Here is a 12660-nt window from a genome sequence, read left to right as displayed (position 1 = left end):
TCGCTCTGACAATGCGCCCGACCACCACCAGGTCGCCATTTCGCGCGGGGCCTGCGGAAATCCGCAGCAACTGTCGCCTCAATGCGCATTCGTGGGCCTGACCCGACCGGCTTTGCCTCTTCCGGTTATCCTCACGCGATCCGCAAGCCCGCAGACGAGGCGACGGAGCCCGGCAATAATCCGGCGATCGCGCGAGGCATGGCAATCGGCTCTTCCAGGGACCGGCGCGGCGTAGGGGAGCAGGCTGCTACAGGCCGCGGTGCAAGCAAGGGCAAGCCCTCCTTCACGTCCGTTTCGGCCCTGCGGGTGCATGCGCCGCTTATGGCCTTGCGCTGCTGGAAGCTCCCGCCGCTCAGGCGGTCCAGAAAGGAGCCACACCATGCACACCAAGCGCGACACCTATCAGATCATCACCGATACCATTCTCCAAGCCCTCGAAACCTGCGGACCCTGCGAGCGTCCCTGGGTCGGCCCGTCGCTGACCATGCCGGTCAACGCCGTGTCAGGTCACGAATACCGCGGCACCAACGTCGTCATGCTGTGGGTCGCCGCAAACGAGGCCGGCTACGCGGAAAATCAATGGGCGACCTTCAAGCAGTGGTCCGAAAACGGCGCAAGCGTCCGCAAGGGCGAAAAAGGCACCCCGGTCATCTGGTTCAAAATGCTCGAGCGCCAGGGCGACGAAGTCGGCGACATCGACGCCGAAGACGAGAATGGCCGCCGCATTCCCTGTGCCCGCCTCAGCTGGGTGTTCAACGTCGCTCAGCTCGATGGCTACCAACCCGAGAAGGCTCGCGCGCCCGAGCACAATCAGGTGTCCCCGATCGAAACGGCCGATGCCCTCATCACTGCGAGTGGCGCGAAAATCCGCCACGAAGGCGCAAACGCCTTCTACCGGCCCAGCACCGACGAAATCGTGCTGCCGCCGCAACACCTGTTCACCGGCACGTCCACCAGCAGCGCCGCCGAGGCATTTTACGGCGTCATTCTTCACGAGCTGACCCACTGGAGCGGACCACGGCTCAAGCGCGAGTTTGGCAAGCGCTTTGGCGATGATGCCTATGCCGCCGAAGAGCTGGTTGCCGAACTGGGCGCAGCGTTCCTCTGCGCCCGCCTGGGCGTTTCGGCCGAGCCTCGCGCCGATCATGCCAAGTATCTTGCCAGCTGGATCAAGATCCTGAAGGGCGACCGCAAGGCGTTCATCACCGCCGCCAGCAAAGCGTCCGAGGCCAGCGATTACCTGCTGGCTCTCCCAGACTGAAAGGAAGCGAAGGAGCGAGCTACCAGCGCGTCTTTAGACGCGCAAAGGTCGCTACAGCAGAGGCCGCCTCCTTCGCTAATTTTCGCTGCGTGGGGCCCCGCCAAGAACGGTTGGACATTTTGGTGCAGTTTGCCGGTCTTGTGTCGAGGTCCATAAACCGCCGCTCAGACAAGCGCACCGATTGGAAGGGTTGGGATCGCAGTTCATCGGCACTCGCGCGATTTGCCCTGCTCGATGCTGGCCGGTTTCTAGTTGGAAGTCCTGCGTTAAAGCCTCAAATCGGCAACAGGGCATCAGGCTTTACATCTGCAACGGATGCGTAGGTATGGGTCTCCCTTACACCGGGTAAAGGCAATATCACCCGCTCCAGAAAGTCCTGAAACATCGTCATGTCGGCAATTCTCGCTTTGACGAGATAGTCGAAGCCGCCGATGACCATGTGGCATTCCAGAACTTCCGATGCATTTGAGATTGCCTCGGCGAACCGCTCGAAAATGTGCGGAGCGGTGTGATCGAGGCGGACCTGAATGAACACCACTGTTCCCCGGCCAACCTTCTGCGGATCAAGGATCGCCCTGACGGCTTTTACATAACCCTCCCGGAACAGACGTTTGAGGCGCTGGCTCGCCCCGGTCGGCGACAAGCCGACCCGGTTCGCCAATTCGAGCGTAGTACGACGACCGTCTTCCTGCAGCAGCCTCAGCAGGTTGCGGTCGATTGCGTCGAGTTCGGCAGCTTCTTGTTTCACGCAGCTTTATCCAAAGTTGAGCCATATTCACTTCTAAATCACGAAATAAGTATATTCAGACACGCACGCTTGAGCAATACGATGTGACCGTTGTTTCCCGGTACATTCGGTCGCCTGCCAATGGCCAGGCCGGGTCCCCTGCCCTTACGGAGGCAAGAGTGCGTATTTCGATCCTCGCAGACAGTGACGGCAGCAAGCGGATGGCTGTTATAGCAGGGGCAGCATTCGTCGCGATTACCACCGTGCAATTCGTGGCCGCCCGCTTCAGCTTGCGCGAACATCTGACCGCCGCCGATATCGTCGGCTTACGGTTTGCTGGCGCTCTTTTCGTCTTCCTGCCGGTGCTATGGAAGACCGGCACGGCAAAGCTGAGGCTGTTAGGCTGGCGCAAAGCCGGTCTGCTGGCACTGCTCGTGGGATTGCCTTACACCCTGATCATCAATCAGGGGCTTACGCACGCCCCGGCCGCCCATGCCGCAGCCCTGTCTCCCGCCTCCATCGTCTTCTTCTCGTTCCTGCTCTCGCGTCTCGTGTTCAAGGACAAGGTTTCCCGCGCGCGCATCATCGGCATGGTCGCGATCATCGGCGGACTGCTTCTGTTCGTTTCCCCCGCAGCCCTAAAGACAGGCGACACCCTGCGCGGCGATCTGCTCTTTGCGGGATCGGGGATCATGTTCGCGCTCTATGCGGTGCTGGTGAGGTTCTGGTCCGTTGACGCGAGAACGGCGGCGATCGCCGCTGTTCTCTTCTCCTGCTTGCCGCTGCCCCTGTTGTACATCGTGGCGCCGAGTGGTTTCGCAGCTGCCTCCATAGCCGAGATTGCGACGCAATTCGTGATCCAGGGCTTCCTTGCCGGTGCGGTTGCGATCGTGCTCTATACTTATACGGTTCATCAACTTGGCCCGCGAGAGGCCTCGCTGTTCATGCCGTGCATTCCAGTGACGACGTGTGTGGTCGGGATGGCAGTGCTCGAGGAAATGCTGACCCTTCCCCAGTTCGTTGCTATCGCTGCCATTACATTTGGAATGGTGTTCCCAATGCTACAAAAATCCTGAACTTCGCGGCAAGTTCACTGGCGTGGGCCATCGATAATCGACTTTGCCTGACATCACCTCCCTCCAGGCGACCAGTCGCGACTGAACGTTTTCGTTAGGCCTGTTGGATGCAACCGTCCCATCAGGTGTTAGATACCGTACTCGCGGAACATCGCGGCCTGCGGAAATGGATTGAACCTACGACACCGATCGGGAGGCTCCATTCGTCAGAGGTGCGATTGCCATGTCCCTCTCACCCACTGGTGACAGCGCTCCCTCGGCGGGCTCGATGAGGCGTGTCTGACCGAAGATCGGCTGCGCCTCGATCGTCCTTCCGCAACGGCAAGTCGCAGTTTTCTTACCCCTGTCAGCTGCGCCGCCATTCCTCGCGCACTAACAAAACTGCGACTTGCCGCCCTCCATTCCATTGCGGCCCTATGGGTGCGGACCAATCGTCCCCGGTCCTTGCGACAGCCATCGAGGCCGCAATGGTGCGGCCCGACACAGCGAGAAGGAACACGACAATGGCAACCATTGGTACCTTCACCTCCACCGAAAACGGCTTCAACGGCTCAATCCGCACCCTCGCACTCAACGTCAAGGCTCGCATTGCCAGGGTCGAGAACCCCTCCGACAAGGGGCCGCATTTCCGCATCTACGCCGGTAACGTCGAACTGGGCGCGGCCTGGCAGAAGACCTCCGATCAGGGCCGCGACTATCTTTCGGTGAAGCTCGACGACCCGAGCTTCTCAGCCCCGATCTACGCCACACTTGCAGAGGTCGAAGGCGAAGTTGACCTCAAGCTCATCTGGTCGCGGTTGAACCGGGACTGAGACTTAGATCATGGCCCCGCTACATCGGCGGGGCCTACCTCGTCGAATACGGCATCTGCAGCATTGCTGAAGCAGCACGGCAATATCGCCGTAGACTCTGGATCGTCTGCCCAGAACAGATTTCCGCGTTTAAAAAGGCCCCCATCCCCCTTTTCCGTTCTTCGAGCGCCCGCGGCGGAGGACCGCAACACTGGGCGATCGGCGGCGAGCGCGTCGGTCGCCTGCCTCACCTCGGATCGCGTCGTTCATCGGTCGCAGCCTCACGAACGCTATCGATGCCATGACCTGCCTTATAAAACTCCGACCGACGCAAGCCGCGGGCGAATTACGAGGTGCGGCTGCGACAGCAGGAATTTGCACCACCCGGTGCTTGTGGAATTGCCAGTATTTGCATTTGTGGAACGGTTGTCACCGCCCACCTTTTTTGCCGTGTGTGGTTGCCCTGCACTTGCGACGAAAACAAGACTCAATCATCGTCGGCTGCAGCATGCGATCTGGGGGGTTCCTGCATGGCTCCATCGGTTGTTTGAAACTACACGCAGGTAGGAGCATGACTGTGGCATCAGGTTCGCTGAAACTCTTGAGTTACGCCGTCCTTCTCACGTCCATCACCGCATCGGCGCATGCCCAGTCCAGCAGCGAGGAGCTAGCGAAGAAGCTCTCAAACCCAATTGCGTCGCTGATCAGCGTTCCATTCCAATTCAACTACGATCAGGGCTACGGACCGAACGACGGCGATCATACCGTGGTGAACATCCAGCCAGTAATTCCAATTTCGCTCAATGCAGACTGGAACCTGATTTCCCGTACGATCCTGCCTGTGACCTGGCAAGACGACATTGCCGGACCGTCGGGGAGCCAGTTCGGCCTCGGTGATACGCTGCAGAGCTTCTTCCTGTCGCCAGTCAAGCCAACCGATGGAATCATCTGGGGTGTTGGCCCGGTGTTTCTGATTCCCACAGCAACCGACGAGTTGCTTGGAAGCGGAAAGTGGGGCGCGGGGCCGACCGGAGTGGCTCTCAAGCAAGACGGGCCCTGGACTTTTGGGATATTGGCAAACCATGTTTGGTCGTTTGCCGGACAGAGCGACCGAACGGATGTCAGCTCGACCTTCCTGCAACCGTTCATCTCTTACACCACGCCGGAAGCCTGGACCTTCTCCTTGAACACGGAGAGTACCTATGACTGGGAAACCAATGACTGGTCGGTTCCAATTAACTTTCAGGTCTCCAAGGTGGTAAAGTTCGACGAACAGCCCGTGAGCTTTGGCGTGGGCGCGCGTTACTGGGCGGAATCACCGGAAAACGGGCCTGACGGCTGGGGAGTTCGTGCAATCGTTACGTTCTTGTTCCCAAAGTAGCAACTTTGCAACGCTCACTACTGTGCCGTCGAAACTCTGGCTTTTGGCGACACTTGAACCTCGCCCGCTCGCTAATTCGGATCGGGCGCCTTGCCCTTGGATAACCATGGACAAATTATCTGCTCCCAACCCAATTCTTGAAATAGCGCTTGGGACCGTCATGGTCATTTTGATCATGTTGGTACACGGCGTTGGCATTCGCACGATCAATCGGCGTTTCAGCAGGTCCTGGGTTCTCGTGAACAACACCACGCCGCATTGGCGTATCAATCTCTTGCTTGCGGTCGCGATCGGATCGCTGGCAATCCTTCATTTCGCTGAGACTCTCGTGTGGGCAGCGCCGATATCGATGATGGGGATAATCCCTTCAATGCGGGACAGCTACTACTTCGTCCTGGAGAGCTACACGACGCTTGGTGAAGGCACGGTAAAACTACCTGATAGTTGGCGTTTGATCGGGCCGATCATGGCGGTGTCGGGCTTGTTTACATTCGGATGGACGGGCAGCGTTCTGGTTAGCATCATGACCGAGTTCGGCAAGCTCGACAGAGGGCAGGCCAAGAAGGAATCGAAAGACTCCGAAGGATGAAATCGGCAAGGCTTGGGACGCACCAATATAGGTAAGATGACTTTTCGTTGGTCAGTTTTGACGGTGATTTCGGCGACATTTCGGACAACCTCGACGTCTCGCCGTCATGCGACGGCTGAGGCACGGTATGATCGCTAAAATATCGCCGGCGACGTGTTCTACATCGAACTGAGAGCTGATCCGCACACGCCCCGCTGCATCTTGGCCTACAGCGTCGGAGTGACGCACTTCTGGGGTTTCGCTCTGCTCGAAGATCAGGATGGCCGGCTTGATGAGTTCGGTGGCGTAAGAGTCCGGTCGATGTCGAGCGGGAGGACAGTGCCACGTGGGTGGACGCGGTGGGCGGCGGCCCCGACTTCGACGGGGATGGCGGCCCCGGACTCGGCTAAATTCAAACGACACTTTCTCGGCAGTGGCCGGATAAAGCGACGTGGGCGTCGACTACGCGGACGACATCAATCATCGGGGTGTCCACTTCTGAAGATTGACGTCAGCGCATTGGCGATTTCGGCGTATTGCCGTCGTCGTGCTCAAGCTGGGAGAGCCTGATGTCCTGCAGGAGGCGAAAGAGCGACGCCGCCAGAAAGCCGAGAGCCGCCATGAACAAAACGGCGGCTCCTGGTTCGTGGCGGTACCCAACAAAGGCGATGACGAATCCGAAGATCAGCAGAAACGTGACGCCGATTCCTGCCAACACGGCCAAGTGAAGCGCATTGTTGAGCACACGTTCTCGCCGCCGCAGTTCGGCCATTTCCTTCTTCAACCACGCTCGGGCATCGCTTTCGTCGAGCTCCCGAAGCGTTCTGATCCGCTCCGTTACGCCGGAAATCCGATTGGCCAGAATCGCCACCATCGCAGCGACCGCGTTGAGCATGAAAGCCGGCGCGACCGCATGACTAATCATGTTCGCAAGCTGGTTAGCGTCAACAGAGACCATGTTTCTCCCCCCGTCCCCATGTATCTAAATTCTACCGGACCAATCCCAGATTGATAAATTGAACACGTGCACCGGACGAACAACGAATCGACCCGCCAAAATCGCTACTCAGTTCTGCCCCGTCTTAACCACGGCGTGGAACCCCGATGCATTTTGCTTGGATAAATCATTGGTTCAGCCCTAACACCGGCGGATATGTCCATGGCGAATTGTATCACGTTCAGTTCGGACCCTCGCAGGACTGGTCGGCCGGCGCCCGCTTCTATTTGGACTTGCCAGACGATCCCTTCCGCTGGAGGCGGGTTTCATGGGAGGACAGAAGGCGTGCTCATCGGACTTGACGCCTCGGCGGCTGATGGCTCGGGGCACAACATAACTGGCGTTGTGCTTCATACGCTCAGCTTCCAAGGTCGCCCGGCCCGTCATAACGCATGGCGCAACGTGGGCCGAGGGGCCCATCAGCTTGGAGCGGCCGTAAGCCCGCAATCGCGGTTAAGACACTACGGGATGACATTGACTGCACGTGCGGCCACGAGCACGAGTGTCAGAAGCGCGATGGCGCTTTCGAGCATCATCAGGAGCTTCGCGCGCGGCGTGAGCGGCAGCACGTCGGTAGGACTGAAAGCCGTAGCGGTATTAAACGCCAGAAAAAGATAGTCGACATAGAGCGGCCGCCAATTGGCTGATGCGAATTCGGGAGCCGATGACTGGGGAAAGAGCCAGTCAGGTCTCCTTGATATCCCACGCGCGATGCGAGAGGGACCACCAGAATCGACCTGCCAATAGAGAAGCGAGAACGCCAGAACGTTGGTGATCCAGATAGAAAACGATGAACTCAACAACGACACCGCTCGCGTCTCGGGCGGGTGTATCGTGATGATCCCTATCATATCGCCAAGTTCCGCCGCCGTATTGGCAGCGTAGAGACTGGAAAGGAGCATGATCGCAACGTGCTCGATCCGCAGCCAGACAGCCTTCTCGGTCGACACCGTCACCATGATCATTGGAGCAATAGTTGCTAACAGGACCCCGTATGACACCCATCGAGGCAGCGCGGAGACGTGATGCGGTAGAACCTCCAAAAAAGCGAAGACCGCAATGATTGCCAGAACCGGGGGCCAGCGGCGTTCGTCACGACCTTGTTGGATGACATTGCTCATCGCGTGGTCCCGATTGAGAACTTGAAGTTGCCAACGCCTTCCTGCTGCACCTGCCACAGGTGTATCTCATGTTACGCTATTCGCCTGTGATGCCCTACCTCATCGCCTGGCCCTGTCGGGTGTCCGTTCAATCCGATCGCCCTTCGTGTCGCTGAGGCGATCAATGAAGTTGCCAGCTACAGATCGCCCTTGAGGTTGCCGCTCATGAGTCTGCCCCCTTTTTGAACCGGACAAGGTCCGTTTGCTCAAGGCCCGCCACGCAGACATCAACAAGCGCTCACTCCCGTTTCATCTCGCCCCGCGGGCGATCTCCACACGCAATTGGTGGCATTTTCGTATTGCCAACGCGCCAGTCAATTGCCCTTAAGGGATCCTTTCCGTCCGCTTCGAAAAGGATCATTATCTCGTGCCTCTCTCGGAGCTGGGCCAAATTCTTCCATTACCTTTCTAAAGCCGCCGCTCGCGCTACCCACATCATGCCGCATGAACTGAGGTGCGCGACGGCGGAAGCAAGTCTTCAGACCGAGTCCGATGGGCGCGGGGCTCAGAGGACCGCCATTATCTGAACATCGACCGGCCTGGGCTCGGCGATGGCACACCGCTGGCTCGCTCCAAAGCCTCAGAAACAACCTTAACCTTTTGTTAATCCTAAATTCCTTGCCAGCAGGGCGATTTCACCCATAATAACGCTTAGGCAGTCCTTCCGGCTGAAAAACCGTTATTCGAGAGCTCCCATGCAATGAACGCTAATTCACCTCCCGCAGCCCGTGCTCAGCCAACGCAGTTCGAGGACCTCATCCTGGAGCAGGGCGATCTGATCTCGAAGAAGCTCCATCTCCTCAGCATGCAGCAGTTTCCCCCGAACGCCAAAAAGCTGCTGCGTCAGTTTTCGCTGAATGAAGTCGCACAGTTTCTGGGCGTGTCGCAGAGCACCCTGAAGAAGCTGCACCTTGAAGGTAAGGGTCCCCTCCCCCAGACATCGACGTCGGGAAGGCGTTCCTACAGCGCCGAACAGATGGTGGAGTTGCGCCGATATCTCGACCAGCATGGTCGCTCGGAAGCGCGCCATTACATGCCGAAACGCCGAGCCGGTGAAAAACTTCAGATCATCGCGGTCGTCAACTTCAAGGGCGGTTCGGGCAAAACGACGACCGCTGCCCATTTGGCTCAGTACCTGGCTCTGACCGGACACCGGGTACTGGCAGTCGACCTGGACCCGCAGGCCTCCTTGTCGTCGCTTCACGGTTTCCAGCCGGAACTCGACCAGACACCATCGCTTTACGACGCGATCCGTTACGATGAAGAGCGCCGGCCGATTTCTGAGGTGATCTTACCGACGAATTTCCCCGGTCTTGATATCATCCCTGCGAACCTCGAACTGCAGGAGTTCGAGTATGATACGCCGCTTGCGATGTCTAACAGAAGCTCGAACGAGGGTAAGACCTTCTTCACGCGTATCTCGCGCGCGTTGGCCGAAGTGGATGACCGATACGACGTCGTGGTGATCGACTGCCCTCCCCAGCTGGGTTATCTCACCATCACGGCATTGACTGCAGCCACGAGCGTCTTGATTACGATTCATCCTCAGATGCTCGATGTGATGTCTATGGGACAATTTCTCTTGATGCTCGGCGGCATCTTGAAGCCGATCCGCGATGCGGGCGCGGAGGTCAATCTGGAATGGTATCGTTATCTGATCACCAGGTACGAGCCGACCGACGGACCGCAAGGACAGATGGTTGGCTTCATGCAGACGCTGTTTCACCAGTTCGTCCTGAAGAACCAGATGCTGAAATCAACGGCGGTGTCGGATGCCGGCATCACCAAGCAGACACTTTATGAAGTCGACAAGAGCCAGATGACCCGCTCAACCTATGAGCGCGCCATGGATGCCTTGAATGCTGTCAATTCGGAAATCGCTGACCTGGTCCACGCCTCCTGGGGACGTAAGGTCGCCGGCTGACGATCGACTATGGGATGACCGCTCATGCGGTACAGACAAACGGAGTAACGAGATGGCGAGAAAGAACTTACTGGCAGGTCTGGTTGACGGGGCCGATACTCCGCAGACAGACATCGCGCCTGCCTATCCAATGCGGGGTGCATCGAAGAGCATGGTTCGTTCGCTTGATGAACTTTCCAGGCAGGCCGACAAGTTCCTTGAAGGCGAAACGATTGTTGAACTCGACCCGGATTCGATCGACGGATCCTTCGTGGTCGACCGCCTTGAGGATGACCGAGAGGAATTCGAAGCTCTCAAGCACGCGATTGCCGAACGAGGCCAGGATACGCCGATCCTTGTGCGCCCTCACCCGTCGGCGCCTGGTCGCTATCAGGTGGTGTTCGGACATCGCCGTGTCCGGGCCGCCCGCGAACTCGGCGCCAAGGTCAAGGCCGTTGTTCGAGCGCTGGATGATCGCACGCATGTCATTGCGCAGGGGCAGGAGAATTCCGCGCGCGCCAATCTCTCCTTCATCGAGCGGGCGAGCTTTGCCCATCGGCTGGAGGCGCTTGGGCATGATCGCTCGGTAATCTCTTCATCCCTTACCGCCGACAAGACGGCGATCTCGAAGATGATGACCGTGACCGAACGGATTTCGCCGGAGGTCATCAGGAGCATTGGCCCTGCCCCGTCGACCGGACGCGATCGTTGGCTTGAGCTCTCGCTGCTCGCTGGAAAGGCGGACAACGCGGGACAGATCGGCGAAGTTCTGGCACAGCCCTCGTTTGGCTCGCTCACCAGCGACGAGCGTTTCAATGCGCTCTTCAACGCGCTTGCGACCTCGAGGAAGCCTGTCAGGAAGGCGGTGCTCCAGGTCAAGGATCACTGGCAAGCCGAAGATAAGGCTGTGCAAGCTCAGTACTCGAACTCCGGAAAGGCATTCGCGCTTTCGATGAAATCGAAGAATGCCGGGCGGTTTGGCAAATACCTCGCAGACAATCTGGATCGGCTTTACGCCGAGTTCCTGTCCGCGAAGGATTGAATGGGAGCCCCAACGGGCTTTCGTTTCGATCACTTTCTTTGCTGGGAGGCTTGGACAGATTGACCGTTTGCAAAAGGGATCCTGAAGGCCGGGTGAGTCTTAAAGTTTGTCTGCCAGCAAGCAGAAAATTGGTGTGCAAACCCAATGGTGTATTCGGAGATTTGGTCAGCATGAAAGCCTGGACCGAAAAACGCTCGCGAGTGGGCCCGTAAGGCAAGAAGTTGTCGGCCGGCAATTTCGGGACAATCCGATGAAGAATCAATGAATTAACGCCGTGCGGACTACACCAGGCCGGCGGTAGCGTCTGCGGCCCGGACGCAAACGCGCTCAGCAGCACCGCCTGAATCGCGCAGATCGATCAGGCAGACTCGCTTTTGAGCGATGTTGCGTCTATTGAGACAGGCGGTTGTTGGAGGTAGCACCGCGGGCAGGGCTTTGGCGAACGGGGCATTTGATGCCGATTTCGGATCCATCTTTCGCAAGACCTGATGAACAGTCGGTCCCTACCGTTATCGCGCGCGAGTTTCCATCGCGCGACATTCGCCTATCATTCGATACGGCAAGTGCAGCCTGCGCCGGTCATTGATTGTCAGGCTGCTTCTATGTCTGTGCGCGAGAAATCGTCGCCATTGAAGAGCAATGGCTCGTTGCGCGACTTGGCCAGCGCATAGGAAAAACAGTCCCCAAAATTCAGGCTCGCCGGGTGCCGGCCCTTGCCAAAGTTACCATTGAAGAGCAATGGCTCGTTGCGCGACTTGGCCAGCGCATAGGAAAAACAGTCCCCAAAATTCAGGCTCGCCGGGTGCCGGCCCTTGCCAAAGTTGCGCCAGGCACGTCTTGCAATAGCAATCTGTTCCGCGTCGACAGCGACGACTTCGACACCCGCTTTGTAGRGCCATAGATCGAGCTCGGCAGCGCCCGCCTCGCCGAGGCGAGCCTCGATCACGATGGACAGTTCAAGAATTGTCGCAGCTGAAATGAAACGCCGCGGAGCGTCGACTACTTTTTGCTCGTAGGTTTCTGCGTCCGGTTCGTTGAACGCGATCGCAACAATTGCAGTTGGGAAGGCCGTTTTCGTCATACCCCAAAATCTCATCGGCAGAGCGCTTATCCAGCACCGGGAGCTTCGCCCAGCGTTTACGGCTCGCCGCCAGYTCCTCGAGAAGCACTTCGCGATTTCCGGCATTTGCGAGGCGCCGCAGCCGCTCTTCCAGGGCGCGGCGCGTGGCCATGGTGATAGTTTCTCCGGTCTTCTCGGCCAGGGCCTTGGCAAGCCGTTCGGTCTCCAGATCTTTAATACTGAGCGCCATCGAAGGTTCCTTGGTTCCTGATTTTCTGTATTCTACCTGACCGCAGTGTTGATGCAAGAGAAGTATCCGGGCTGATGGATTGCGAAGAAACCGCTGAAGTCGCGCTCTCAGAAGATCGCGATGTATGGGCCGGAAGGCGCGATTTCGAGTTGGCGGGAACTGATGACGGCCGCGGTGGTCGTCCGATCAATGCTCGGTGTCAGTCCGAGCGCCAACCAGGATGCTTGCGACGCCATGGCCCCGGAAAATGCGGCCGCGACGATGGCCTGCATTCTCGAGAGGGCAGGGCACATCAACTCGGCCGGCGGGTATCTTCGCAATCTGACGGACAAGGCGCGGCGAGGGGGTTTTCGCTCGGACCGGTGCTGATGGCTCTATTGCGGGCGAACCCGGTGATTGCTCGAAGCGCCTAGCGAACGGCTCTTTGGAGGGCAGCAACCTGAA

11 protein-coding genes and 2 pseudogenes are annotated in these 12660 nt (G+C 58.3%); 8 read left to right on the top strand and 5 right to left on the bottom strand.

Going from position 1 to position 12660, the window contains the following annotated elements:
- Nucleotides 1–379: 379 nt before the first annotated feature.
- Nucleotides 380–1261, top strand: coding sequence for a zincin-like metallopeptidase domain-containing protein (locus tag ASD03_RS12155; protein ID WP_057213831.1), 882 nt, complete (start codon nucleotides 380–382; stop codon nucleotides 1259–1261).
- 274 nt (nucleotides 1262–1535) lie between these two features.
- Here the strand turns inward: ASD03_RS12155 and ASD03_RS12150 are convergent, their stop codons facing one another.
- The gene (locus ASD03_RS12150) at nucleotides 1536–2009 is read right to left on the bottom strand and encodes an Lrp/AsnC ligand binding domain-containing protein (protein WP_057213829.1); all 474 of its coding nucleotides are present in this window, start codon (nucleotides 2007–2009) and stop codon (nucleotides 1536–1538) included.
- Between the two features lie 158 nt (nucleotides 2010–2167).
- On the opposite strand from ASD03_RS12150, the gene ASD03_RS12145 reads away from it, so the two are divergent.
- From ASD03_RS12145 to ASD03_RS12130, 4 genes are all read left to right on the top strand, one after another.
- Nucleotides 2168–3064: a DMT family transporter gene (locus ASD03_RS12145; protein WP_225968640.1), complete on the top strand. Its 897-nt coding sequence runs from the start codon at nucleotides 2168–2170 to the stop codon at nucleotides 3062–3064.
- Between the two features lie 503 nt (nucleotides 3065–3567).
- On the top strand, nucleotides 3568–3876 hold the full coding sequence (locus tag ASD03_RS12140; protein WP_057213826.1) for a DUF736 domain-containing protein: 309 nt from the start codon (nucleotides 3568–3570) through the stop codon (nucleotides 3874–3876).
- Between the two features lie 550 nt (nucleotides 3877–4426).
- A complete protein-coding gene (locus tag ASD03_RS12135) occupies nucleotides 4427–5236 on the top strand; it encodes a hypothetical protein (RefSeq protein WP_057213824.1) in 810 nt (269 codons plus the stop codon).
- Nucleotides 5237–5342: 106 nt separating this feature from the next.
- Nucleotides 5343–5825 (top strand): hypothetical protein, encoded by a 483-nt coding sequence (locus ASD03_RS12130; RefSeq protein WP_057213821.1) that lies wholly within the window; start codon nucleotides 5343–5345, stop codon nucleotides 5823–5825.
- Between the two features lie 490 nt (nucleotides 5826–6315).
- Here the strand turns inward: ASD03_RS12130 and ASD03_RS12125 are convergent, their stop codons facing one another.
- Together ASD03_RS12125 and ASD03_RS12120 are read right to left on the bottom strand one after the other, a co-directional pair.
- Complete coding sequence (locus ASD03_RS12125; RefSeq protein ID WP_280137619.1) at nucleotides 6316–6729, bottom strand: DUF2721 domain-containing protein; 414 nt, start codon at nucleotides 6727–6729, stop codon at nucleotides 6316–6318.
- 533 nt (nucleotides 6730–7262) lie between these two features.
- On the bottom strand, nucleotides 7263–7922 hold the full coding sequence (locus ASD03_RS12120) for a hypothetical protein (RefSeq protein ID WP_057213816.1): 660 nt from the start codon (nucleotides 7920–7922) through the stop codon (nucleotides 7263–7265).
- Between the two features lie 739 nt (nucleotides 7923–8661).
- Here ASD03_RS12120 and repA point away from each other — a divergent pair.
- Entirely contained in the window at nucleotides 8662–9885 is a 1224-nt protein-coding gene (repA, locus tag ASD03_RS12115; protein ID WP_057213813.1) for a plasmid partitioning protein RepA, read from the top strand.
- A 52-nt stretch (nucleotides 9886–9937) separates the two neighbouring features.
- Nucleotides 9938–10906 (top strand): plasmid partitioning protein RepB, encoded by a 969-nt coding sequence (repB, locus tag ASD03_RS12110; RefSeq protein WP_057213810.1) that lies wholly within the window; start codon nucleotides 9938–9940, stop codon nucleotides 10904–10906.
- Nucleotides 10907–11495: 589 nt separating this feature from the next.
- Here repB and ASD03_RS12105 read toward each other — a convergent pair.
- The gene (locus ASD03_RS12105; protein WP_057213807.1) at nucleotides 11496–11987 is read right to left on the bottom strand and encodes a type II toxin-antitoxin system VapC family toxin; all 492 of its coding nucleotides are present in this window, start codon (nucleotides 11985–11987) and stop codon (nucleotides 11496–11498) included.
- Nucleotides 11965–12216, bottom strand: a pseudogene (locus ASD03_RS37625) (type II toxin-antitoxin system VapB family antitoxin); the annotation flags it as partial. The pseudogene ASD03_RS37625 and the gene ASD03_RS12105, both read right to left, overlap by 23 nt.
- Nucleotides 12217–12327: 111 nt before the next feature.
- Between ASD03_RS37625 and repC the strand changes: the two are divergent.
- Nucleotides 12328–12629: pseudogene (gene repC, locus ASD03_RS12100) on the top strand (replication initiation protein RepC); the annotation flags it as partial.
- Nucleotides 12630–12660: the final 31 nt, after the last annotated feature.

The sequence above is a fragment of the Ensifer sp. Root127 genome, assembly GCF_001425225.1.
Classification (GTDB): Bacteria; Pseudomonadota; Alphaproteobacteria; order Rhizobiales; family Rhizobiaceae; genus Ensifer; species Ensifer canadensis.
This window is presented reverse-complemented; position numbering and strand designations above follow the sequence as displayed.

Bases quoted from the DNA above. Each gene is read 5' to 3' on its own strand.
- ASD03_RS12140 (WP_057213826.1), top strand. From the start codon at position 3,568: ATGGCAACCATTGGTACCTTCACCTCCACCGAAAACGGCTTCAACGGC.
- repA (WP_057213813.1), top strand. From the start codon at position 8,662: ATGAACGCTAATTCACCTCCCGCAGCCCGTGCTCAGCCAACGCAGTTC.
- ASD03_RS12120 (WP_057213816.1), bottom strand. From the start codon at position 7,922: ATGAGCAATGTCATCCAACAAGGTCGTGACGAACGCCGCTGGCCCCCG.
- ASD03_RS12130 (WP_057213821.1), top strand. From the start codon at position 5,343: ATGGACAAATTATCTGCTCCCAACCCAATTCTTGAAATAGCGCTTGGG.
- ASD03_RS12155 (WP_057213831.1), top strand. From the start codon at position 380: ATGCACACCAAGCGCGACACCTATCAGATCATCACCGATACCATTCTC.
- repB (WP_057213810.1), top strand. From the start codon at position 9,938: ATGGCGAGAAAGAACTTACTGGCAGGTCTGGTTGACGGGGCCGATACT.
- ASD03_RS12125 (WP_280137619.1), bottom strand. From the start codon at position 6,729: ATGATTAGTCATGCGGTCGCGCCGGCTTTCATGCTCAACGCGGTCGCT.
- ASD03_RS12135 (WP_057213824.1), top strand. From the start codon at position 4,427: ATGACTGTGGCATCAGGTTCGCTGAAACTCTTGAGTTACGCCGTCCTT.